Origin of the sequence: Paraburkholderia phenoliruptrix, from assembly GCF_019511605.1 — a bacterium.
GTDB classification, from domain to species: domain Bacteria; phylum Pseudomonadota; class Gammaproteobacteria; order Burkholderiales; family Burkholderiaceae; genus Paraburkholderia; species Paraburkholderia phenoliruptrix_A.
Genome location: NZ_JAEUAV010000008.1, coordinates 112,078 through 134,708 on the forward strand (window position 1 = coordinate 112,078; position 22,631 = coordinate 134,708).

Below are 22,631 nucleotides of genomic sequence, written 5' to 3' on the forward strand. Positions count from 1 at the left end.
CGCTGCCTAGAATTTATGACGGATCGCGGCGCGCACCACCACCTGTTTCGATGTCGATGAAGGCGCCTGCGCGCCAGGTATAAACGCTTCATCGAGTATCGAATACGTCGAATCGCCAGCGACCTGCTGGTATTCGCCCTGAATGTAGACGTCGGTTCTCTTCGACAGGTTGTAATCCGCCATCAAGCCAAACGAGTGGATTTTCGGTTTGACGCCGCCGCTCGACGCATCGTAATTTTCGATCGTGTAGACATACTGCGCGCCGACAAACAGCATCGGCGAGATCTGATATTTTCCGTTCAGCTCGAAGTTCTGATATTTCAACGAGTTCAGCAGCACGCCAGGCGGCACGAGCGGCGCGGTACCGAGATAGCCATTGCCGGTCGGATTCAGATATCTGGAATTGCTATAAACGAAGCCTGCGGTGGCCGGCCCAAAACTATAAGTAATGCCCCCGCCGAACACCCGCATGCGGGTGGCCACGAAACTCGCGTCGTTGGCCGTAATGGCGCCATTGGCGGTATTACCGGGATTATTCGCTCGCAAATAAGCGGCACTCACGAGCAGACCGCCATACGCGTACTGCCCGCCCAGGCTATATGCGCGGTTATTGCCGAAATTCGTCGCGTTGCTGAAGCTATATGTACCGCCGAATTGAAAGCCGCTAATTGATGGGCTTGTGTATTTGACCGTGTTGTCGAGGCGAAACGAGTTGTCGGTGTTGTCGTTGTCGTAAGGATGCGAGAAGAGCGAACCGGCCCAGTTGCCGTTCGCCGTGGTCTGCGCGAGATAATCTACCACTGAATCGTATTGCCGCCCGAACGTCAATACGCCATATCGCTGCGCGCTCAAGCCGACAAAGGCCTGGCGCCCGAACAGGCGGCCGCCCTGATTCAGCCGCCCTGAACTCACGTCGAAACCATTTTCCAGCTGGAAAATCGCCTTGAGCCCGCCGCCGAGTTCCTCGTTGCCCTTGAGTCCCCAGCGGCTGCCTTGCGCGTAACCGCTCGACAGCTCGTAGACATGTCCGCGCCCGGCGTTGTTCGTGTAGTTGACGCCTTCGTCGAGTACCCCGTACAGCGTGACGCTCGTCTGCGCGGACGCGGCTGCGCTGAAAGCGGCTGAGACAGCGGTCGAAACAGCGGTTGAAACAGCGAGCGCCAACACTTGCCTGTTCATGACGATCCCCCTGCCCTCGAGTAAGGGCCTGACTCGATCGGACGCCTTCTTGTTGACTCTATGACAACGCGCTTCTGAAAGCCCGACGCGCTTGTGGGAAATCGTCACACGCCGGAACGCGTCCGTCCATTGGGTGTCGCGTAGATCTGTCAAAACGTTGCGAAATCTCCACTGTCCTAAAACGGCGGATCCGCTTGCGGCCCGATGGGATAGGCTCTACCAATGCGCGGTTCTCAGCAGACTTGTCACAGAAAGAAATATAATCGCCCACTTTCGCGGCACCGAAGCGGAACTCCGCCGTGCTGCGGGAGTCATTTTTACTGCCCGATGCAAGCCTCCTGCTTGCGGCAGGCTGGAGCGGCAACGCGAGTCGCGGCCGCCACGCAGCACCACTCCACTATTCCAAAGCCTTGTGAGACGCCCGACGCGCTGAAAGAGCGCGCCGTCGCACGGGGCTTGCTTTTGGCACAAAAACAATGCAACCGTCGCAATCCCGCTTAATCGAGCTCGATTTTTTTCGTGGACTCGTCCTGCTGATCATCGTGGTGGACCACATAGGCGGCAGCATTCTGTCGCGCGTCACGCTGCACGCGTACGCCCTGTGCGACGCCGCCGAGGTGTTCGTGTTTCTCGGCGGATTCGCGACCGCCACGGCCTATGCGGCGCTCGCCGAGCGGCGCAGCGAGAGCATCGCGCGCAATCGCTTCCTGCGGCGCTCGCTGGAAATTTATCGCGCATTTCTCGTCACCGCCGGGCTGATGCTGCTGGTGAGCGCAGTCCTGAACGCGTTCAGCATCGAGGCGCCCAATCTCGCCATCACCGACCTCGACGACCTGATGGACACGCCGCTTGCCGCCTTGCGCGACATCGTGCTGTTGCGCCGTCAGCCTTATCTGGCGTCCGTGCTGCCCATGTACGTGTTCTTCGCGCTGCTCGTGCCGATGATTCTGCCGCTCGCGCGCAGCAAACCCTGGCTGCTGCTCGCCGGCAGCGTCGCATTGTGGGCAGGCGCGCCGTCCATCACCGCCTATCTGCCCGCCTCGCCTGACATGCATTGGGACTTCAACCCGTTCGCGTGGCAGTTGCTGTTCGTGGTCGGCGTGCTCGCGCGTTGCCAGCCGGTTTATCAGCGCGTCAGCCAGCACCGCCTGGGGTGGCTCGTGACGCTCGCCGCATGCTCGGTCGCAGCGGTCGCGGCCTATTACAAGCTTTTCATCGAGCGCGAGCCGCTCGATCCGACCTTCAAGCAGAACCTTTCCTACTTGCGAGCGGTTAATTTCCTCGCCATCGCGTGGCTCGTGGCCAAGCTGACCGAGCTGGGCTGGGCCAAAAAGCTCGCGCAGTCGCTGCCGCTCGTCGGTCTGATCGGACGCAAGGGCTTGCTGTGCTTCATAGCCGGCGCCGTGATCTCGCTCGTGGTGGACTCGGTGTTGTATGCCGCCACCGACGGCTACCTGAACTACCCACTCGGTCTGCTCGCCGACGCTTGCGCGGTCACGGCGCTTGTCGCCGTCGCGTGCGGAACCGAGCCGCTCAAGCGCCTCGTGATGCGTATGGTCGGCACACGGCTTCGGACGTGGCCGTGAGTTCCGCGGGTCGGCCGTGGCCTACCAGGCCGCACCCTTGGTCAAAGCGTCTCTGGATGCTGATAGCATGACCGCCGTGTCCCCTGCGACGCGGCCGCTTCCTACTGTGACATGCGTCTATTCCTACATTTCACGCTGGCTCTCCTGTGTGCCGTCTGCGGTACATCGTCGTTCGCCAGCACCATAACGAGTCGCAGCTTCCATTCGTCCGCGCTCGGGCGCGACTGGTCCTACATGCTTTATCTGCCGACAGGCTACCGCCCCGACGCCGCGCGCATTCCGGTGCTCTACCTTCTGCATGGCAACAATGGCGATGCAAACGACTGGGTCAGCCGCGGCCATCTGCAAAGCACGCTCGACGCGCTCATCGAGCATCGCGATATTCCACCGGTTGCAGCCGTGATGCCGCAAGGCGGCACGGACTGGTACGTCGACCGCAAGGAGAAGATGGAGACGGCGTTCTTCGAAGACCTGCTGCCCGAGATCGAAACGCACTACGCGGTCTCCACGCAGCGCGCCGGGCGCATGATCGGCGGGGTGTCGATGGGCGGCTTCGGCGCATTGCGCTATGCAATGACGCAACCGGAGCGCTTTTGCGGCGCGCTGCTGCTCAGCCCCGCCATTTACGCCAACGAGCCGCCGCGCGGTTCGGCGGCGCGCCGCGTGGGCGTGTTCGGCGAACGTCAGTTCGATCCGCGCGTCTGGCATGAGCTGAACTACCCGGCGCAATGGCAACGTTATATGAGCCGGCCCTATCGCGTGCCAATGTTCATCGCCGCCGGGGACGACGACCTCGCGATCCAGGCCGACGCATCCGTGCTTTACACGCAGCTTCGGCACGCGGGCAATCCGGCGGCGCTGCGCATTATCGACGGCGGCCACACGTGGGAGGTATGGAGCGCGCTGCTACCCGGCGCGCTCAAATACACCCTCGGCTGCACGAAACTGGCGGCGCTGGAACACCCGTCGAACCAGCAGCCCTGAGCGAGCGCGCCGCACGCAACGAGGCACGTGCAGCTATTGCACGAGATCGGTCCACAGCACCATCAGCACCGTCATGAGCGCGGGGCCGATAAAGAGGCCGAGCAGCCCGAAGGTCTCCGCGCCGCCCAGAATGCCGAACAGCACGAGCAGGAAAGGCAGCCGCGTCGAGTTGCCGATCAGCACCGGCCGCACGAAATGCTCGGCGACGAAAACCACGATCGAGCCGAACACCAGAAGACCGATCGCGCCGGCCACCGATCCCTGCGAGAACAGCCACAATGCTGCCAGACTGAACGTGATCGGCGCGCAGAACGGCAGCATTGCGGCAATCGACGTAATGAGCGCGAGCAGCGCGACGTGCGGCAAGCCGGTGACGAAATAGGCGACCCCGAGCAACGCGCCCTCGCCGAGCCCCACTACCACCAGGCCCGACACGGTGCCGCGCACCGCCGTGGCCATGCGCTGGACGAGCTGCGCGCCGTCTTCGCCGAAACCGCGCTGCAAACCTCGCGCAAGAGCCCCGGACAGACGCGGCCCCGCCTGAAAGATCACGAACAAGGTCACCAGCATGAACGCGAACACGGTCACCGCATGCACGGCACGCGCGCCGAAGTGGCGCCCCAGCGTGACGACGGTGGTGCTGTGCAAGCCCTTCATCGCGGCGGAATCGCGCAGAGGCGGCGCAAGGTACGCTTGCCACCATGCCTCGGCCTGGTGCACGCCGAACGGCAAGCGGTGAATGAAGTCCGGCATCGCGATGCCGTTCTCCTGCGCGGCCTTGAACCATTCGCTCAGATCATGTGCTTCGCGCAGCGCCTGAGCGATGCCGACGCCCACCGGCAGCACGACCAGCAGCGCAATCGCCAGCGTCAGTGCGGCGGCAATCAGCGTGGTACGCCCACTCAGCCAGCGGCTTCCCTCGACCTTGCGCAGCAGCGGCCATAGCGCAATCGCGAGCACGCCGGCCCATCCCACTACCGGGAGGAAGTCACGCACGACCCACAACGCCAGCAGCACCAGTCCGATGTAAAGCGCGAGCGAAGCGGCCTTCTGTTTCTTCACGCGCTCGGGCGTGAGCAGCGCCTGCGTGGGGTGTCCGGAATGCGTCGATTCAGACTCGGCGACGGGTGGGCGTGAATTCATGTTGACTCGAATGTGGATACCGGGAATGCACGCGAGCCGACCCAAAAAACACAAACCCGTTAGACTGGCGGGACGCGCTCGCACAACGACCATGACATCTTAAAGGAAGCGCGTGCACGCCTGCCTGGGCGGCTTGGCTGTCTCACCAGCTACAACACTGCGTTGCAAAAAGCGCTCTTATCTGTTTTCCCTCCTCCGCATGCTCGGCCAAGCCGCGCCGGTTCAAGGCTCATAAAAAGTCAAGTGAGATTGTTGCTATTCGGGGAACAGTGTTTCAACGGGGACACAATGGCTTAGAAGCTCGCGCGGGACTAAATTCGGCACACCCACAAATACGGAGCCGACGATGATGACCCTGGAGTCCATCCCCCTTGACGGTACCAACGGCGTACGCATCGAGATCCTCGAGCGCTCCGACACGACGCTGGTGATCCGCTGGGTCGAGCCGGGACGATGTCATTACGGCGAGCAGCGCTGGCGGCGCAGGTCCGCGCATACGTCGGGAACGTGCGCGGTGTCGCGTCGCAAGATCCGCCGCGGCGACGCGGTGTTCAAGCCGGCCGAGCGGCCGGCCCCGGCGAACGCCTCGGCGATGATTTGCGCCGAAATACTCGGCGCGCTGCCTGCCGAAGTCTGAGCCGCCACTGTCCTGCCCGCGGTTCTGCCGGCCGATCCGCCCGCCGTTACGCGCCTCACGGACCGCGTAACGGCGCAACGTGTGGCGCATCGCATCGCCCCCGCGTAAAACCATACAAAGCCACCCGATTGCGGCCCTTCGCCACGTGCGTTAAGGTGGACCTGCTTGCGTCACGTCATCGTGCTGGCTCAACGCCTGACGGTACAGTGGCACGCATCTCCACCCATCGCGCCGTGCGCGGCACGGCGCCGTTTAAGGGCACACCATGGCAGAAGACACGCCGCATCCGTCCGCGAGGCCGGACACCCGCGCGGCCAGCGCGCCCCCCGCTCCGCTAGTCGCTCCCCAGCAGTTTTCCACCGACGTTCTGCTCGAAAAGTACGCGAAAGGCGACGAGCAATCCGCCGACGACGTCTTCAGGCGCGTCGCGCACGGCGTCGCCGCGGCCGAACCGGAGGCGCTGCGCGAATCGGTGGAAGCGCTTTTCGTCGACAATCTGCGGCACGGCGCACTCGGCGCAGGCCGCATCATGAGCGCCGCGGGCAGCGGGATCGCCGCCACGCTGATCAACTGCTTCGTGCAGCCGGTCGGCGACGCGATCCAGGGCGTCGACGAACAGGGCCTGCCCGGCATCTACGTCGCGCTGCTGCAGGCGGCCGAAACCATGCGGCGCGGCGGCGGCGTCGGCTACAACTTCTCGGCGATCCGGCCCAAGGGCGCGCGCGTTCATACCACGAGCTCGTCGGCGTCCGGGCCGTGCAGTTATATGGATGTGTTCGACGCATCGTGCCGCACCGTGGAAAGTGCCGGCTCGCGACGCGGCGCGCAGATGGCCGTGCTCGATTGCGATCATCCGGACCTGCTCGAATTCATCGAGGCCAAGCATTCGAAGGGCCGCTGGAACAACTTCAACGTATCAGTCGGCGTGACCGACCAATTCATGCGCGCGGTCGAAGAAGACGAGCTGTGGCAGCTCGTGCATCGCGCCGAGCCGTCGCCGGCGCTGCGCGCGGCGGGCGACATGCGTCAGCGCGACGACGGCATGTGGGTCTACAGCGAACGGCCGGCGCGCGAAATCTGGGATCGCATCATGCGCTCCACGTATGACGTTGCGGAGCCTGGCATCGTCTTCATTTCGCGGATGAACGAAGACAACAACCTGCGCGCCGTCGAAACCATTCGCGCGACCAATCCCTGCGGCGAACAGCCGTTGCCCGCGTACGGCTGCTGCAATCTCGGCCCGCTCAATCTCACGCGTTTCGTGCTCGAGCCCTTTGCGCAACTCAAAGGCCGCAAGCCCTCATTCGATTGGGACGGCCTCGCGCAACGCACGCGCACGCAGGTGCGCTTCCTCGACAACGTGCTGGACGTGACGCTGTGGCCGCTGCCGCAGCAATACGACGAATCGCGCGCCAAGCGCCGTATCGGCGTGGGTTTTACGGGGCTCGGCGATACGCTCGTGATGCTCGGCCTGCGCTACAACTCGCAGGAAGGTCGCGACTTCGCCGTGCGCATTGCGCGGCTGATGCGCGACGAGGCGTACCGCGCGTCGGTGGAACTCGCGAAAGAACGCGGCGCGTTTCCTCTGTTCGACGCAAAGCGGTATCTGGAGCCCGGCACCTTCGCGTCACGCCTGCCCGAGGACCTGAAGGACGCAATTCGCCGCGACGGCATTCGCAACAGCCATCTTCTGTCGATCGCGCCGACCGGCACAGTCAGCCTCGCGTTTGCGGACAATGCGTCGAACGGCATCGAGCCGGCCTTCTCGTGGACCTACAAGCGCATGAAGGTGATGGCCGACGGCAGCCGCGAAACGTTCGACGTCGAAGATTACGCGTACCGGCTGTATCGCGAACTGGGCGGCGACGTGAGCCGGCTGCCCGACTATTTCGTCAGTGCGCTGGAGATGTCCGCGCGCGATCATCTGGACATGATGGCGGCGGTTCAGCCTTACGTGGACACGTCGATTTCAAAGACGGTGAACGTGCCCGCCGACTATCCGTTCGAAGCCTTCGAGAGCCTCTATTTCGACGCGTGGAAAAGCGGCCTGAAGGGCCTTGCCACCTACCGCCCGAACGAAACGCTCGGCGCGGTGCTGAGCGTGAGCCCGGCTCAGGCGGACGACACGCTCGCCGAGAGCGACCTCGATCCGCTGCGTATCGCGATCGATCATCGGCCCAAGGGCGAGTTGCCTGCGATCATCGAGAAGGTCGAGTATCTGACGCAAGCCGGCAAGAAATCGCTGTACGTGGCCGTGTCGTTCATCGAGGTGACCGGGCGCCTGGGCGGCGAAGACGTGACGATCGAGCGGCCTATCGAGTTCTTCATTCCGACCGGTCAGCGCGACGAATCGCAGCAATGGATCACGGCGACCATGCGCTCGCTGTCGCTCGCGGCGCGCGGCGGTTTCGTCGCGCGTAATCTGCAGGACATGCGCAAGGTCTCGTGGGACCGCGGCCAGGTGCGGCTTGGCGAGGTGCAACGTCTGGACGGCCACCGCACGCCGCGCTGGCACGATTCGGAAGTGGCCGCGCTCGCCTTTGCCATCCAGCAGATCCTGCACCGCCGCGGCTTTCTCGACGCCGAGGGTAATCAGGTTCCGTCGCGCCTGCTCGCCCGCTTGCCGCGCGGACAGATGAAAGCGGAAACGGCGCTGCCCGCGGACTTCGGCATTCGTCCGCATCCGGTGGACCCGGACACGCCGGAAACGGCACCGCCTGGCATGGTGCCCGGGCTGCATACCATGCTCGGGCGCAAATGCGGTTCGTGCGGCGCGAACGCCGTGATCCGCAAGGACGGCTGCGACTTCTGCACGGCCTGTGGCGAGGTGGGCGCTTGCGGCTGAGTTTGCCGAGTTAGCCGACTGGCGCGAACCGTAAAACACGAGCGCCTGCGGCGCGGCATCGTTGCCAATGCGCGCCGCAAGCGCAACCGTTTTTTTTTCGAGCGACTCAACGGGACCGTAGAATAGCCGGACTTTTTGCGACGAGAATCTCATGCCGGATATTTCGCCTGACGTCCCCAGGCCCTCCAACGACGATTCCAAGATGTTCGAGCTCGCGCCCGTCTCGCTGTGGGTCGAAGACTTCAGCGGCGTGCGCGATCTGTTCGACACCTGGCGCGCAGAAGGCGTGACCGATCTGCGCGCGTGTTTCGCCGAAGCGCCCGAACGGGTCGCCGAATGTGCGCGCAGCATTCGCGTCATCAAGGTCAATCAGAAGACGCTCACGCAATTCGAGGCTGCGGACTTCGACACGCTTAATGGCAACCTCGCAGCGGTGTTCCGCGACGACATGCTGAAGACGCATCTCGAGGAACTCTGCCAGTTGTGGGCCGGGCAATTGCACTTTACGAGCCAGACCGTCAACTACACGCTCACCGGGCGGCGACTCGACGTGCTGCTCAAAGGCTCGGTGCTGCCGGGGCACGAAGAACGCTGGGACCGTGTGCTCGTTTCGGTGGAAGACATCACCGAACTGGAGGGCGCAAGACACCGCGTGACGCTCGCCGAGGAATATGCGCGCGGGCTCTTCGAACATTCGCCGGTATCGCTGTGGGTCGAAGATTTCAGCGCCGTGAAGCAACTGCTCGATGGGGCGCGGGCGGCGGGCATCAGCGATTTTCGTGTGTTTACCGATGTGCATCCGGAGTTCGTCGAACGCTGCATGCAGGAAATTCATGTGCTCGACGTGAACCAGCACACGCTCGACATGTTCGCCGCGCCCGATAAGAAGACACTGCGCGCCCGCCTTACCGACGTGTTCCGCGACGACATGCGGCCGCATTTCCGCGAGCAGTTGCTGGACTTATGGGAAGGCAAACTATTCCAGCAGCGCGAGGTGCTCAACTATTCGCTCGACGGCAACGAAGTACACGTACACCTGCAATTTTCGGTGCTGCCGGGACATGAAAAAGATTGGGACCTGGTACTCGTCGCGCTGACCGACATCACCGCACGCAAGAAGGCGGAGGCGTACCTCGAGTTTCTGGGCAAGCACGACGTGCTGACGAAACTGCGCAACCGCTCGTTCTATGTCGACGAACTGAACCGGCTGGAACGCAAGGGACCGTGGCCCGTAACGATCATCATGGCCGATTTGAATGGCCTGAAACGCGTGAACGATCAACTCGGCCATGGTGCCGGCGACGCATTGCTGCGCCGCGCCGGCGAGGTGCTCGCCAAGGCTATGGAGCCGCCGTTTCAGGCCGCGCGCATTGGCGGGGACGAATTCGCGATTCTCATGCCCAACACCGACGAGCGCGGTGGCGCGGCGATGATGGAAGCGATCTGCAAGCTGGTCGAAATGAACAATCAGTTCTACCCCGGCTCGCCGCTCAGCTTTTCGATGGGCGCGGCGACCTGTCAGCGCGGCGACCGCCTGGAAGCGGGCGTACAGCGCGCGGATCTGCTGATGTACGAGGAAAAGCGCTCGCACTACGCCAATCAGCTCGACCCACAGGGGAGCGGTCCGCAATGAACCGCAATGAACCGCAATGAACCGCGGTGACGCTGGCCGCGTGCAAGTCGGCCTTCGCTATACCGCCGTCACGTAGCGCGCGACAGGCTTGACGATACGCGGCGGCGGCGAATCGTAGATTGCGCGCATGCGTTTGACTTCGTCCACCGGACTCAGGCCGAAAAGACGCTTGAATTCGCGGCTGAACTGCGACGCGCTTTCGTAGCCCACGCGCGCAGCGGCCGCGCCCGCGTTCAGACCATCCTGCACCATCAGCAAACGCGCGTGATGCAAACGCGTGGTCTTCACGTATTGCATCGGCGAAGTCGCCGTCACGGCCTTGAATTGCGCATGAAAAACGGCGAGGCTCATGCCGGCTTCGGAAGCAAGCGTATCCACATCGAGCTGGCCGTGATAGTCGGCATGAATACGGCGCAGTGCTTTGGCAATGCGCCCAAAATGATTCTGATGCATGAGCGCTGCGCGAATCGCATCGCCCTGCTCGCCGGTCAGCACGCGATAGCAGATCTCCCGCACGATGCCCGGCGCAAGAATGCGCGCGTCCACCGGCGACATCAATGCGTCCAGCAAGCGCTGCACCGCGCTGCTCAAGGCGGAATCGAGCGGCGTTGAATAGATGCCGAGCGGTTCGTTGCGTGCAGCGCCCTGCGTTTCGTTGAGCGCCATCAGCAACTCAGCGACCACGGCCAGATCGACCCGAATGGAGATGCCGAGAAACGGCTCCTCGATGCTTGCCTCGGTCTCGCATTCGAACGGCAACGGCACGGACAGCACCAGGTATTGCTGCGCATCGTACTGAAACATCTGGTCGCCGAGATAACCCCGCTTGCGCCCCTGACACACGATCACAATGGACGGCTCGTACATGACGGGCATGCGCGGCATCGGACTGTTCGCGCGCATCAGGCTAACGCCGTCGAGGCTCGAGCAGGTTATGCCCGGCTTTGGCGCCAGCGTGTCGAAGACTTCAATCAGGCGCTGCTGTGCGGCAGGGGCAGCGGCAATTTCGGCGGCAGACGGTGACGGTCCGGACGGTAACGGCGACATGGCGATATAGTGACGGCAAGAGAATAATGCCTGAAATTTAGCATCAAACAGGCTGCTGCGCTCCATTCGCGGAGTTTTAGGCAAACCTTCAAGATATTCAGGTATTCACTGGCCCGCTACGGGCTTCTAACATGGGAACCCTGCCTGCACGACCTTTTCCGCGCCTCGCGGCATGGGGTCGGCAGCTCACATTCGATGAGTCCGCCGTCGCGGCCTGCGCCGCTATTTGGCGCTGCTGTCCCGCGCCGCGAGGCCGGCTTCGAATGGCAAACCACGGCAAGGTTGGCCGCATCGGCGACGCACGTCGCCCATCTTCGGCGCCTTGCAACCTCACCCTCTTTGCTGGAGCTACCCATGAGCACGACGTATGCCTATGCTGCGAACGACGCCAGCGCGCCGCTCGCCCCGTTCGAAATCCAGCGCCGCCAACTGCGCGCGCATGATGTGCAGATGGAAGTACTGTTTTGTGGCGTGTGTCACTCCGACCTGCATCAGGCCCGCAACGAGTGGAAGAACACCGTGTATCCGGTGGTGCCGGGTCATGAAATCGTCGGCCGCGTGACTGCGGTGGGTCCGGATGTCACGAAGTACAAGGTAGGCGACCTGGTCGGCGTGGGTTGCCTCGTCGACTCGTGCCGTACTTGCGCGAGCTGCGCCGAAGGCCTGGAGCAGTATTGCGAGAACGGTTTTGTCGGAACCTATAACGGCGTTGACCGCGTCGACGGACAGATCACCTACGGCGGTTATTCCACGCAGCTAGTCGTCGACGAGGAATTCACGCTGCGTGTGCCGCAGAATCTCGATCCGGCTGGCGTCGCGCCGTTGCTGTGCGCGGGCATCACCACGTATTCGCCGCTGCGCACATGGGGCGCCGGTCCGGGCAAGAAGGTCGGCATTGTGGGCCTGGGCGGCCTCGGGCACATGGGCGTGAAGCTCGCGCGCGCAATGGGCGCGCACGTGGTGCTGTTCACCACGTCGCCTTCCAAGATCGAGGACGCGAAGCGGCTTGGCGCGCACGAGGTAGTGATTTCGAAGAACCCGCAAGAGATGGAAGCGCATGCAAACAGCTTCGATCTGATTGTGAACACGGTGGCCGCGCAGCACGACCTCGATCCGTTCCTGAACCTGCTCAAGCGCGACGGAACCATGACGCTGGTGGGCGCGCCCGAGCACGATCATCCGTCGCCGCAAGTATTCAACCTGATTTTGAAGCGCCGCCGGCTGGCCGGTTCGCTGATTGGCGGCATTGCCGAGACGCAGGAAATGCTCGACTTCTGCGGCGAGCATGGCATTACTTCGGATATCGAAGTGATTCCCATGCAGAAGATCAACGAGGCTTATGAGCGGATGTTGAAGAGCGATGTGAAGTATCGGTTTGTGATTGATCTGGATTCTTTGCGGAAGTGATTTCAGGTTTTTGGCTGTGGTGGGGTTTGTTGTGAACCCCCTTGGCCTTTCCTTGAATTCACGGTGGTCTATTGGTGTTGCCCCTGTGCGGGGCGGCACTTACTTTCTTTGCCGCCGCAAGGAAAGTAAGCAAAGAAAGCGGGCTCACACCGCCAGCTCATAAGTGGGTCCCTCGGCTCGGAACGGGTAGTGGTACATCTGGAATCTGCCTTCTCGCGCCCTCCGCCCTGGTGACAAGGCAGTCATTCTTCCGGCGGCGCTGCGCGCGCCGCAGCGGTTGTTCTTCCAACCGCCGGTATTTCCGGTGCTGTGCCGCACCTGCACCGCTGCATGCCTTGCGCGAGCAACGCTCGCACCTCGCCGAGGCGTAGCCGACGGCCGGTTTCACGAGCGAACGCGAGCGGCGGGTTTCATGCGAACCTTCCGTCGAGCACGTAGTGCGAGGCGGGAAGCATGACTGCCTTGTCACTAGCGCCGAATGTGCGGGAAGACAGATTCCAGATGCACCACTGCCCTCTGCAGGCCACGGGACCCACTTATAAGCTGGCGGTGTGAGCCGCTTTCTTTGCTTACTTTCTTTGCGGCGGCAAAGAAAGTAAGTGCCGCCCCGCACAGGGGCAACACCAATAGACCACCGTGAATGCAAGGAAAGGCCAAGGGCTCACAGCAAGCCACGCCGCGAAAAGCAAAACCACTAGAAAGAGAGGCCCAAATGCTAGACCGAATAACCGCCATGCGCACCTTTATCCGGATAGTGGACACCAACAGCTTCACCCGCGCAGCGGAGTCTCTGAACATTCCGCGGGCGACGGCAACCACCATCGTCCAGAATCTCGAGGCCCTGCTCGGCACGCAACTGCTCGTGCGCACAACGCGGCGTATCAGTGTCACGCCTGAAGGCGCCGCCTACTACGAGCGTTGCGCGCAGATTCTCGCCGATATCGACGAGATGGAGGCGAGCATCCGTCACGCGACGGACAACCTCACCGGCCGTCTGCGCATCGAGATGCCCGGCGCGGTGGCAAGCGCGATTGTCCTGCCCGCTCTCGACGACTTTCACGCGCGCTATCCGAACCTCGATCTCGCCATCGGCGTCAGCAATCGTGTGGTCGATCTGGTATCCGAGGCGATCGACTGCAGCATCCAGCTTGGCGAACTGCCCGATTCGACTCTGGTGGCGCGGCATCTCGGCACCATCGAGCACGTGACCTGCGCAAGCCCGGCTTACCTCGCGCGCTACGGCACGCCCACGGATCTCGACGATCTGCGCGGACACGTCGCCGTCAATTGCATGTCGCCGCACAACGGCCGCGAAGTGGCGTTCGATTTCGAAGTGAACGGCGAAGCGCAAACCGTCAAGGTCAACGGCTTCATCAAGGTGAGCGACGAGCAGGCCTATCTGACTTGCGGACTGCAAGGCCACGGGCTGATTCAACCGGCCCGAATTGCGGCACAGCCGTACCTCGACTCGGGACAATTGCGCGAAGTACTGCCGCAATGGAAGCCCGTGCCTATGCCTGTGTCGGTCGCGTACCTGAAGAATCGTCGCGTGTCGCCGCGCGTGCGTGCGTTCGTCGACTGGCTTGCAGAACTGTTCGAGAAGGCCGAGCACGTCGAGCAAGACCTCTCGCGCGTGCGCCAGTTGTTGCGTGGCCTGCATCCCGCCTGAAGCGCATGCGCTTCAGGCGCACGGCGCGCTTTGCGCATCAGCCCGGTACCGGTACGGGGCGCGTGAGCAGGTCCACGTAAAAATTGAAGAAGTTCTGATTGTCGAAGCGCTTGACGATCGTCATCTTCTGCAATCCGGCCGGCGGAGAGCTCGTATAGCCGGTGGATTTCCCGTCATTTGCGCCAAAGCTCGTATCGACATCCACCCACTCTTCTACCGTCTGCGTCGCAAACGAAGGATGGATCAGATAGCCGAGCGTGAGCGTGTCCCAGATGTTGGTGGTGTAGTTCGGATTGGTTTCGAAGCCGTTCTTGCCGTCGAAGCCGTAGCCGTTCAGCGTCTTGAACAACTGCGTAATGATGGTCTGCTTTGCCGGGTCGTGCGCGATACGGTCGTAGAGCGCCTTGTCCATCTTCACCGTATCCGTTACATCGAGCGGAACGACAACCTGTTTGATCGGCAGACGCAACACCTCCTTAGCCGCCTGAGGATCGAACCACCAGTTGAATTCAGCCGTCGGCGTGGTATTGCCGGGCACGTCGATTGCGCCGCCCATGTAGATGATCTGCTTGATCAACGGCACGATCTCGGGATGCTGACGCGCGGCAAGCGCAATATTGGTCAAAGGCCCGATGGCGAGGATCGTCACTTCGCCGGGATTCTGCTTCACTGAATCCACGATGAAATCCACCGCGCTTTTGCTCTGCACTTTGGTGTGTGTCGCAAATCCGTCGGGCGGTGCGACCAGATCGCTGTCCGACTTCGGCTCGGGCGTTCCCCACGCGCCAAGATAACCGTCGCCGCCTGGGAACTGCGCCATCTCGGCCTGGATAGTGGCGAAATCATGCGACAGCGCGTAATTCGCCCCTGCATAAACGCCTATCTGCTTTTCGACGCCGAGCCGCTCGACAGACTTCAACGCGTCCGCGACGCCTTGCTTCAACCATTGATTGCCGGAGACGACGGTAATGCCGAGCACCTTCAGCGACCCTTGCGCCTGCAATTGCGCCGCCATGACGCCGAGCTGGCCGTCGTCGCTCAGCGTGTTGTAGTCGCTGTCGATAATGACTTTGGGGGGATTGGGGGAATTCAGATTGCTACCGCCGCATGCCGCGATTGCAAGAACAATCACGACGCTTGCCAGATACCTCGAGGCCGCGAGAAACCGCTTCATCAATGTCTCCTTTTTTTATCGCATCGGTGTGCGAACTAAGGAGAGTGATCATAGACGCAAAGGCGGCGAAGTCAAACCGGAGCGCCGCGGGGGCCCGAGCATCGTACGAGCCAGGCCGCCGCCTTTCGCTGACGCGAGCGGCCTACGCGGCGCTCGATCAGGGTTGACGCACTTGCGGCGTGGAACCCGGGCATGCCGGGTCTTTGCCCCAATGACCGTCGCACACGCGCCAGCGGCACAACTGGTCTTCGAAAAAGCCTCGCTGCGCGCACTCTTTGACGCGCTCGGCGAGCTTCGCGTTGCCGGGCACGGCGGAGGTTGCGACCTTGGTCGCCGCACTCGTGCCGCCGGCTTTCGCATCGGCCGGCTTGGTACGTGCAACGAGTGCGGCCAATAGATCGGCGTCCGAATCATCTTTCGACGCGGCGTCCGGTTTGGCTTTCTTCGCTTGAGTGGACGCAGTCGTCGTACCCGCGCGATGATGGCTCGCACTTGCCGTCGTGTTCTCTTTCTTGCTGCGCGCCGCAGCCTCGTGCTTGCTCCTGCTCGCGACAGTCGAGCTTTTGTCGTGCTTCGCCGCCGCTGTAGCCGCGGTAGCCGACCCCGCTACCGCCGCCGCGCGGCCCGAGCCAGCGGATGCACCCGAGGCACCCGCGGAAGCGAGCGCGGCAACCGGCGCGGATCCATTGCTCGGCTCGGCGCCGTCGGCAAGCGCGCGCGACAGGCGGCTTTCCGCTGCCTCCGCCGACGCCGGGGAAGCAACGGCAGGCTTGCTGTTGCTGTCGGTGTTGCTTTCGTCCGCGATGATCGTCGCAGCCTGCGACGAAGCGGGGGCGGGAGCCGCTGCCTGCGCATTCGCGCCGGTCGGCGCCGCCGCACTGGCGGCGGAAACCGGCACCGCCGCGTTGGCGACATTCACGGCGCTCGCCGGCGCGGCCGCAACGAGCGGCTCGCTCTGCCCGCGCTGCTGCATGTGCCATGCGGCCCAACCACCTGCTGCAATCACGAGCAATGCGACGAGCGCAAGCGGCGTTCTGGAGCGGCGCGACTTCTCGACAGGCGGCGCAACGCGGCCTTCCAGATTCGCAAGAATTCGCGAACCATTGCCGTCGGCGCCTTTAGCCTTATCGGATAACAGGCTTGGCGGGACTTTGGAATTTGAATTTTCCGGCGCACTCATTCACTGTCTCATTGAATCCTGGATTATTTCGCCGTGATAATACCGCTCCGGCTCCTCTCCGAGCAGGCCTGATTCTAAGAGCAAGCATTACAAAATACAATTGTTTCCAATTTCCGGGGTCGCCCTTGATTGCCGTAGTACTTCTTGGCTATTTCGCCGTCGCAGTCCTCGTCGCCGCAATGCTGCTTTTGCCGGCCGTGCGCGCTTCTTTATTAGGCGCCGCGCAGACCATTCACAGCCGCGTTATGCACAGGGCATCGCGCGGCGCTTCACACGCGCGCAGCCAATTAGCACGCTCGGCAAGAATTTCGCAATCCACCGCGGCAGATCTGAAAAATTTACTGGCGCGCCGGCGCTTGCTGATTTTTACTACGACAGGTATTCTTGCGACGCCGCCATTGGTGGCATTGGGTTTACGCGGCCGTCAGTTATTTCAGTTTGACGAAACTGCACGGGTGCCGGACGAGAAAATTGCCGCGTTACTGAATGGCGAACAGCTCGTACCTCCGCCGCCGTTGCCGCCGGAAGTGTTTGCCACGCGGGAAGTCGAGCAGATCCGGCCGGCGCTGAAAGACGCGAGCCGTGACTGGAATTTGCTGGATGCCGATTTTCGAACGCGTTTGCTGCTCGTCTACAAAATCATGCACGAGCAGTACGGCTACGAAATGGCCTTGCTGGAAGGTTATCGCAGTCCGGAGCGGCAAAACCGGCTCGCGCAAATTGGGAGCAATGTCACCAATGCCGCTGCGTTTCAAAGCTATCACCAATACGGCCTTGCGGCGGACAACGCGTTTTTGCGCGACGGCAAGCTCGTCATTTCAGAAAAAGATCCCTGGGCGATGCGAGGCTATCAGTTATATGGGCAAACAGCCGAACAGGTCGGCCTGACCTGGGGTGGCCGCTGGAAAATGATGGACCTGGGGCACGTCGAATATCACAAACCCGGCTTCGTCCTCGGGCGGGGGCATTAAGGACACAGCGGTACAAGAGGTTGGGAAATGGGGCGTTCAATCAATATTTTTTGCAAAAAGCGGCGATACGAACCGCAATCCGGCACACCTCCTCGCATTCGCCCGGCCGCTTTTCGCCGCGCCGGCAATTGCGGATTTAACAATTCAGCGGATTTCGCCGTCCAGCTGAATCGGCTTTCATTTCCTTTCGCCGAATTTTCAAACGCCGCACGCGCGTGATGCCGCTTGCCAGGCACGCGCCATAACACATATCACCAAGACCTGAACGGCTTATGCGACGCTTCCTCAACGTGTTGACCCATCCACGCACGCTCTCGATCATCGGCCTGCTCGCGCTCGCGGCTGTGTTGTTCGTCGGCGCCGATACATTGCAGATCGATCCGAAGTGGCCAGCCCTCGTGCTTGCCGCAGTGGTCGCGCTATGGCTGCTGGTTTGGGTGGTGCGCCGCCTGCGCGCGCGTCGCGCGAACAACAGGCTTGGCGAAATGCTCGAGCAGCAGGCGGAAAAACAAAGCGCGGAAGCGGGGCCCGCCCCCACGCCGGCACGCCAGGCAGAGCTCGACGTGCTGCGCACGCGTCTGGTCGACGCGGTGAAAACGATCAAGACTTCGAAGATCGGTCAGCTATCGGGCGGCTCGGCGTTGTACGAGTTGCCCTGGTACATCGTGATCGGCAACCCCGCTGCGGGCAAGAGCAGCGCCGTGCTGAATTCGGGCCTGCAATTTCCATTCGCCGACAAGAACAACGCCGTGATTCACGGCATTGGCGGCACGCGCAATTGCGACTGGTTCTTCACGACTGAAGGCATTCTGCTGGACACGGCCGGCCGCTACTCCGTGCATGAAGAAGACCGTACCGAATGGCTCGGCTTTCTCGGCCTGCTCAAACGCTTCAGGCCCAAAGCGCCGATCAACGGCATCATCGTGACCGCGAGCATCGCGGAACTCACCAGCAGCAAGCCTGAATTCGCCATCAATCTGGCGAAGAACCTGCGCCAGCGCGTGCAGGAGTTGACCGAGAAGCTGGAAGTCTTCGCGCCGGTCTACGTGATGTTCACGAAAGCCGACCTGATCACCGGCTTTACGGAGTTCTTCAGCGGTAGCGACCGTCACGAATACGACCGCGTGTGGGGCGCCACCCTGCCCTACGAGCCGGACGAGAAGCGCGACGTGGTGGGCCTGTTCGACGAGCATTTCGAAGAGCTCTACGACGGCCTCAAAGAAATCAGCGTCGCGCAGATGTCCATTAATCGCGGCAACAAGCTCTCGCCGGGCCAATTGAGTTTCCCGCTCGAGTTCTCGACCATCAAGCCCGCGCTGCGCGCGTTCCTTGCCACGCTGTTCGAAACGAACCCGTTCCAGTACAAGCCGATCTTTCGGGGCTTCTATTTCACGAGCGCATTGCAGGAAGGCGAAACCAATAGCGCCGCCGCCACCCGCATCGCCAACCGTTTCGGCCTGAGCGCCGAGAGCATGCCCAAGCCGCACAGCGCGTTTTCGAAGAATGGCTTCTTCCTGCGCGACCTCTTTTCCAAGGTCATCTTCGCGGACCGTCAAACGGTCAGGCAATTCGCGAGCCCGGCCAAAACGCGCCTGCGCTATGCGACCTTCTTCGGCTTCGTCGCGGTGCTGGCGCTCGCGCTGGGCGGCTGGACGTGGTCGACCATCAACAACCAGCAACTGGCGGAGAACGTCAAGGCGGATCTCGACAACGTCGTGCGTTTGCAGCAGAACCGCAACGACCTGCAATCGCGTCTTCAGGCCATGGATGTTCTTGAAGACCGTATCGATCAGCTCGAACAGTTCCGCCGCGACAAGCCGCTTGCCGTATCGTTCGGCCTCTATCAGGGCGATCGCCTCGAGCAGCGTCTTCTCACCGAGTACTACAACGGCGTGCGCCAGATCCTGCTCGATCCGGTTTCGCAGAACCTCGCGGCGTTCCTGAAGGAAGTCGACGCGCATCCCGATCAACTCGCACCACTGAACCGCACGCCCGATGCGGCAGCCGTGCCGGTCTCCGCGCACAACGCCATGGCCGCCAACAGCCAGGGCGGGCTTTACAGCGACGCATCGCCCACCAACGTGGAAGACGCGTACAACGCGCTCAAGACCTATCTGATGCTCAGCGACAAGCGTCACGTCGAAACGGCTCACCTGACTGACCAGGTGGCGCGCTTCTGGCGCGGCTGGCTCGAAACGAATCGCGGCAACATGCCTCGCGACGAAATGATCCGCAGCGCCGAGCGCATGATCACGTTCTACCTGTCACGCGTATCCGACGACGACTGGCCGATGATCGACCAGAACCTCGGTCTCGTCGATCAGACCCGCGAAAACCTGCGCCGCGTGGTGCGCGGCATGCCGGCGCGTCAGCGTGTCTATGAAGAGATCAAGGCGCGCGCGTCGACCCGCTTTGCACCGATGACCATTGCGCGGATTGTCGGCGAAAACAATACGGGGCTGGTGGCGGGCAGCTATGCAATTCCCGGCACGTTCACGCGCGAAGCATGGTTCCAGTACGTGCAGCCCGCCATTCGCGAGGCCGCGACCAAGGAATTGCAGGCGAAGGACTGGGTGCTCAACACGTCCGCGCACGACGACCTGACGCTCGAGGGCAGCCCCGAGCAGATTCAGAAAGCGCTCGTCACCATGTACAAGACCGAGTATGCAATGCACTGGCAGAAGTTCATGCAAGGCATTGCGGTGCAGAGCTTCGGCAGCTTCGGCCAGGCGGTGGATGCGATGAACCGCCTTGGCGACCCGCAAGATTCGCCGATTCGCAAAGTACTCGAAACCGCGTATGACCAGACCTCGTGGGACAACCCTTCGCTCTTTAACGCAAGCCTGAAACGCGCGCAAAGCGGCGTGACGAGCTGGTTCAAGCAATGGTTCTCGCGTGCGCCGACCGGTCAGTTGAACGCCAACATCGACATCAACGGCAATCCGGTGGAAATGCCGATGGGACCCATTGGGCAGGAGTTCTCCGCGCTCGGCCGGATCGTCGTGACGGGCGACAACGGCTCGATGCTCAAGGGCTATATGGACACGCTCTCGAAGGTCCGTACGCGCTTTAACGTCATCAAGAATCAGGGCGATCCGGGTCCGGGCGCGCGCCAGCTCATGCAGCAGACACTCGACGGCAGCGGCTCCGAACTCGCCGATTCGCTCAAGTACGTCGACGAGCAGATGCTCACGGGCCTCACCGATTCGCAACGCAAGGCGCTGCGTCCGCTGCTCGTGCGCCCGCTGATGGCCGCGTATGCGGTGGTGATCCAGCCGGCCAGCGTCGAAGTGAACAAGGTCTGGAACGCGCAGGTGTACCAGACGTTCCAGAACTCGCTCGCGAACAAGTATCCGTTCGCGAGCGATGCCAAGGTCGAGGCCGGCGCGGGCGAAATAGCGCAGGTGTTCGGCCCGGACGGCTCGATTGCGAAGTTCGTCGGCACCACGCTCGGGCCGCTTGCGGTGCGCCGTGGCGACACGCTGACTGCGCGCACATGGGGCGACATGGGCCTCGCGCTCACACCCGACTTCACCAACGGGTTCGCACGTTGGGTCGCGCCGCTCGCCGGCGGCGCAGCGGGCGCGTCGGCGGGCCAGAGCTCGGCGGAACCGCAGACGGTGTTCCAGATCCTGCCGCAGCCGAGCAGCGGCACGACCGAGTACACGCTCGCCATCGACGGCCAGCAGATGCGCTATCGCAACACGCCGCCGCAATGGACCAACTTCGTGTGGCCGAACCCGTCGGGCTCGCCAGGCGCCACGTTGTCCGCAACGACCTTCGACGGCCGCACTCTGCAGCTCGTCAACGAGCCGGGCCGCTATGGGCTCGAGAAGCTGATCAACTCGGCGCAGCGCAAGCGTCGCCCCGACGGCACCTTCGACCTGTCGTGGACGCAAGGCAACGTGACGGTGGCCGTCAGCATGCGGATCATCAGCACGTCGCAAGCATCGGGCGGCAGCAGCGACGCGCCGCAGCAGCAGAGCCTGCGCGGCTTGCGTCTGCCTTCGTCGGTGGCGGACGTCAGCGCGGCGGGCAATTCGGTGGTCGCCACTAACACGGCCACGAGCGCGGCGACCAGTGCGGCCACCGGCGCGGCGCCCGTCACGCCGAGTTCGACACCCCCGACGGCGCCGGCGGCGCGCCCCGCCACGGCAGCAGTTTCGACCCAAGGAGGCGCGCAATGACGCAGACCGTGCAGGCGCAAATCGCATACTTCGGCAAGATTCCGTCGCGCGGCGACTTCGTGAAAAGCGCGCATAACCCGCAGTTGCTCGCCACACTCGACCGCTGGATCGCCGAAGCAATGGAACTGCTCACCGACGATCCGCGCTGGAAGATCGTCTACGAAAACGCGAAGCCGATGCACTTCGCGTTCCTCGGTTCGCGCAGCAAGCTGGCCATTGCCGGGCATATGGTGGCCAGTCACGACCAGTCGTCGCGACGTTTTCCGTTTCTCGCCGCGACCGCGCTCGAAGTGGAGAAGCCGCTCACCTTTCTGGCTCACAGTCCGCTCGCCTTTGCGCGCCTGTGGTCGCGTGTTTCGGCGCAGATGAAGCCTTTGCTCGGCGCCAGCGAGCCGGCGGGCGCATTGCAGGCGCTCGGCGAAACGCAGGTGCCGATTGAAATTGGCGGCGGTCCCGGCAACCCGCATGACGGCACGTTCAACGATTTCGTCGAACACCAGACGCTTGCCGGACTCGAACAGATGCTGCTTGCCAGCGGCCATCCGGTGCGCCTGCGCGGCGCAATGCTCGCGCTCGGTTCACTGCTGCGCCCCGTGATGCAAAGCGGTTCGTCGCATCTCGAACGCGGGCTCACGCTGCCGTTGCCGAACGACCCGTTCTATCGCAGCCTCGTCGCGGCATTCTGGCTCGAACTGATTGCGCCGTTCGTCGCGCAAGCGGACTTCGAACTGGCGATTTTCATCGGCACCATTGCGGAGCGCGAGCGGCTCATCATCGGCTTTAACGGCGCGTCGGCGAAAACGCTGCACAGCGTGGTCGATCCGCAAGCGTATGCCGCACATAACATCGATATCGACGACCCTGAATGGATCGACGAACACGCACAGAACGATCATGGCATCAGCAAGCTCGTCAGTTACCTCGACCAACCGCAACTGTCCTTGCGCGTCAGCATCGACACGTTCCGCGAAGCCTTTACGGGAGCGTAG

Annotated in this window: 15 protein-coding genes; 10 read left to right on the forward strand and 5 right to left on the reverse strand. The window is 62.6% G+C overall.

Translation table 11 applies throughout. The features are described 5' to 3' along the window. Positions 1-6: 6 nt before the first annotated feature. The gene (locus JNB89_RS13335; RefSeq protein WP_220362466.1) at positions 7-1,179 is read right to left on the reverse strand and encodes a porin; all 1,173 of its coding nucleotides are present in this window, start codon (positions 1,177-1,179) and stop codon (positions 7-9) included. A 476-nt stretch (positions 1,180-1,655) separates the two neighbouring features. Between JNB89_RS13335 and JNB89_RS13340 the strand changes: the two genes are divergently transcribed. Together JNB89_RS13340 and JNB89_RS13345 are read left to right on the forward strand one after the other, a co-directional pair. Continuing rightward, a complete protein-coding gene (locus JNB89_RS13340; protein WP_220362467.1) occupies positions 1,656-2,765 on the forward strand; it encodes an OpgC domain-containing protein in 1,110 nt (369 codons plus the stop codon). Between the two features lie 111 nt (positions 2,766-2,876). Further along, positions 2,877-3,749 carry an alpha/beta hydrolase gene (locus JNB89_RS13345; protein ID WP_220362468.1) on the forward strand — a complete coding sequence of 291 codons (873 nt, stop codon included), beginning with the start codon at positions 2,877-2,879 and terminating at the stop codon, positions 3,747-3,749. A 33-nt stretch (positions 3,750-3,782) separates the two neighbouring features. Here the strand turns inward: JNB89_RS13345 and JNB89_RS13350 are convergent, their stop codons facing one another. Next, complete coding sequence (locus JNB89_RS13350; RefSeq protein ID WP_220362469.1) at positions 3,783-4,892, reverse strand: AI-2E family transporter; 1,110 nt, start codon at positions 4,890-4,892, stop codon at positions 3,783-3,785. Between the two features lie 349 nt (positions 4,893-5,241). On the opposite strand from JNB89_RS13350, the gene JNB89_RS13355 reads away from it, so the two are divergent. The 3 genes from JNB89_RS13355 (at position 5,242) to JNB89_RS13365 (ending at position 10,007) form a co-directional block, all read left to right on the forward strand. Beyond that, positions 5,242-5,529, forward strand: a complete 288-nt coding sequence (locus JNB89_RS13355) for a DUF3331 domain-containing protein (protein ID WP_013592116.1) — start codon at positions 5,242-5,244, stop codon at positions 5,527-5,529. 265 nt (positions 5,530-5,794) lie between these two features. Beyond that, positions 5,795-8,374 carry an adenosylcobalamin-dependent ribonucleoside-diphosphate reductase gene (locus JNB89_RS13360; RefSeq protein WP_135895028.1) on the forward strand — a complete coding sequence of 860 codons (2,580 nt, stop codon included), beginning with the start codon at positions 5,795-5,797 and terminating at the stop codon, positions 8,372-8,374. A gap of 151 nt (positions 8,375-8,525) precedes the next feature. Further along, positions 8,526-10,007 (forward strand): sensor domain-containing diguanylate cyclase, encoded by a 1,482-nt coding sequence (locus JNB89_RS13365; protein ID WP_220362470.1) that lies wholly within the window; start codon positions 8,526-8,528, stop codon positions 10,005-10,007. A 57-nt stretch (positions 10,008-10,064) separates the two neighbouring features. Here JNB89_RS13365 and JNB89_RS13370 read toward each other — a convergent pair whose 3' ends face one another. Continuing rightward, the gene (locus tag JNB89_RS13370; RefSeq protein ID WP_220362471.1) at positions 10,065-11,054 is read right to left on the reverse strand and encodes an AraC family transcriptional regulator; all 990 of its coding nucleotides are present in this window, start codon (positions 11,052-11,054) and stop codon (positions 10,065-10,067) included. Between the two features lie 354 nt (positions 11,055-11,408). Between JNB89_RS13370 and JNB89_RS13375 the strand changes: the two genes are divergently transcribed. Together JNB89_RS13375 and JNB89_RS13380 are read left to right on the forward strand one after the other, a co-directional pair. Further along, positions 11,409-12,461: an NAD(P)-dependent alcohol dehydrogenase gene (locus JNB89_RS13375; RefSeq protein ID WP_220362472.1), complete on the forward strand. Its 1,053-nt coding sequence runs from the start codon at positions 11,409-11,411 to the stop codon at positions 12,459-12,461. A 712-nt stretch (positions 12,462-13,173) separates the two neighbouring features. Next, on the forward strand, positions 13,174-14,130 hold the full coding sequence (locus JNB89_RS13380) for a LysR family transcriptional regulator (RefSeq protein WP_135895032.1): 957 nt from the start codon (positions 13,174-13,176) through the stop codon (positions 14,128-14,130). A gap of 37 nt (positions 14,131-14,167) precedes the next feature. On the opposite strand, the gene JNB89_RS13385 is transcribed toward JNB89_RS13380, so the two are convergent. Continuing rightward, on the reverse strand, positions 14,168-15,304 hold the full coding sequence (locus tag JNB89_RS13385) for a nucleoside hydrolase (RefSeq protein WP_220362473.1): 1,137 nt from the start codon (positions 15,302-15,304) through the stop codon (positions 14,168-14,170). Positions 15,305-15,461: 157 nt separating this feature from the next. Continuing rightward, positions 15,462-16,484 (reverse strand): hypothetical protein, encoded by a 1,023-nt coding sequence (locus JNB89_RS13390; RefSeq protein WP_220362474.1) that lies wholly within the window; start codon positions 16,482-16,484, stop codon positions 15,462-15,464. 125 nt (positions 16,485-16,609) lie between these two features. On the opposite strand from JNB89_RS13390, the gene JNB89_RS13395 reads away from it, so the two are divergent. From JNB89_RS13395 to tagF, 3 genes are all read left to right on the forward strand, one after another. After that, on the forward strand, positions 16,610-17,455 hold the full coding sequence (locus tag JNB89_RS13395; protein ID WP_167507908.1) for a M15 family metallopeptidase: 846 nt from the start codon (positions 16,610-16,612) through the stop codon (positions 17,453-17,455). 272 nt (positions 17,456-17,727) lie between these two features. Beyond that, positions 17,728-21,642, forward strand: a complete 3,915-nt coding sequence (gene tssM, locus JNB89_RS13400; RefSeq protein WP_220362475.1) for a type VI secretion system membrane subunit TssM — start codon at positions 17,728-17,730, stop codon at positions 21,640-21,642. Continuing rightward, a complete protein-coding gene (gene tagF / locus JNB89_RS13405; protein ID WP_013343182.1) occupies positions 21,639-22,631 on the forward strand; it encodes a type VI secretion system-associated protein TagF in 993 nt (330 codons plus the stop codon). Before tssM ends, tagF begins: the two co-directional genes overlap by 4 nt.

Coding starts and splice junctions, on each gene's coding strand:
- JNB89_RS13375 (WP_220362472.1), top strand. CDS start 11,409: ATGAGCACGACGTATGCCTATGCTGCGAACGACGCCAGCGCGCCGCTC.
- JNB89_RS13335 (WP_220362466.1), bottom strand. CDS start 1,179: ATGAACAGGCAAGTGTTGGCGCTCGCTGTTTCAACCGCTGTTTCGACC.
- JNB89_RS13350 (WP_220362469.1), bottom strand. CDS start 4,892: ATGAATTCACGCCCACCCGTCGCCGAGTCTGAATCGACGCATTCCGGA.
- JNB89_RS13340 (WP_220362467.1), top strand. CDS start 1,656: ATGCAACCGTCGCAATCCCGCTTAATCGAGCTCGATTTTTTTCGTGGA.
- tagF (WP_013343182.1), top strand. CDS start 21,639: ATGACGCAGACCGTGCAGGCGCAAATCGCATACTTCGGCAAGATTCCG.
- JNB89_RS13385 (WP_220362473.1), bottom strand. CDS start 15,304: ATGAAGCGGTTTCTCGCGGCCTCGAGGTATCTGGCAAGCGTCGTGATT.
- JNB89_RS13360 (WP_135895028.1), top strand. CDS start 5,795: ATGGCAGAAGACACGCCGCATCCGTCCGCGAGGCCGGACACCCGCGCG.
- JNB89_RS13370 (WP_220362471.1), bottom strand. CDS start 11,054: ATGTCGCCGTTACCGTCCGGACCGTCACCGTCTGCCGCCGAAATTGCC.
- JNB89_RS13390 (WP_220362474.1), bottom strand. CDS start 16,484: ATGAGTGCGCCGGAAAATTCAAATTCCAAAGTCCCGCCAAGCCTGTTA.
- JNB89_RS13380 (WP_135895032.1), top strand. CDS start 13,174: ATGCTAGACCGAATAACCGCCATGCGCACCTTTATCCGGATAGTGGAC.
- JNB89_RS13355 (WP_013592116.1), top strand. CDS start 5,242: ATGACCCTGGAGTCCATCCCCCTTGACGGTACCAACGGCGTACGCATC.
- JNB89_RS13345 (WP_220362468.1), top strand. CDS start 2,877: ATGCGTCTATTCCTACATTTCACGCTGGCTCTCCTGTGTGCCGTCTGC.
- tssM (WP_220362475.1), top strand. CDS start 17,728: ATGCGACGCTTCCTCAACGTGTTGACCCATCCACGCACGCTCTCGATC.
- JNB89_RS13365 (WP_220362470.1), top strand. CDS start 8,526: ATGCCGGATATTTCGCCTGACGTCCCCAGGCCCTCCAACGACGATTCC.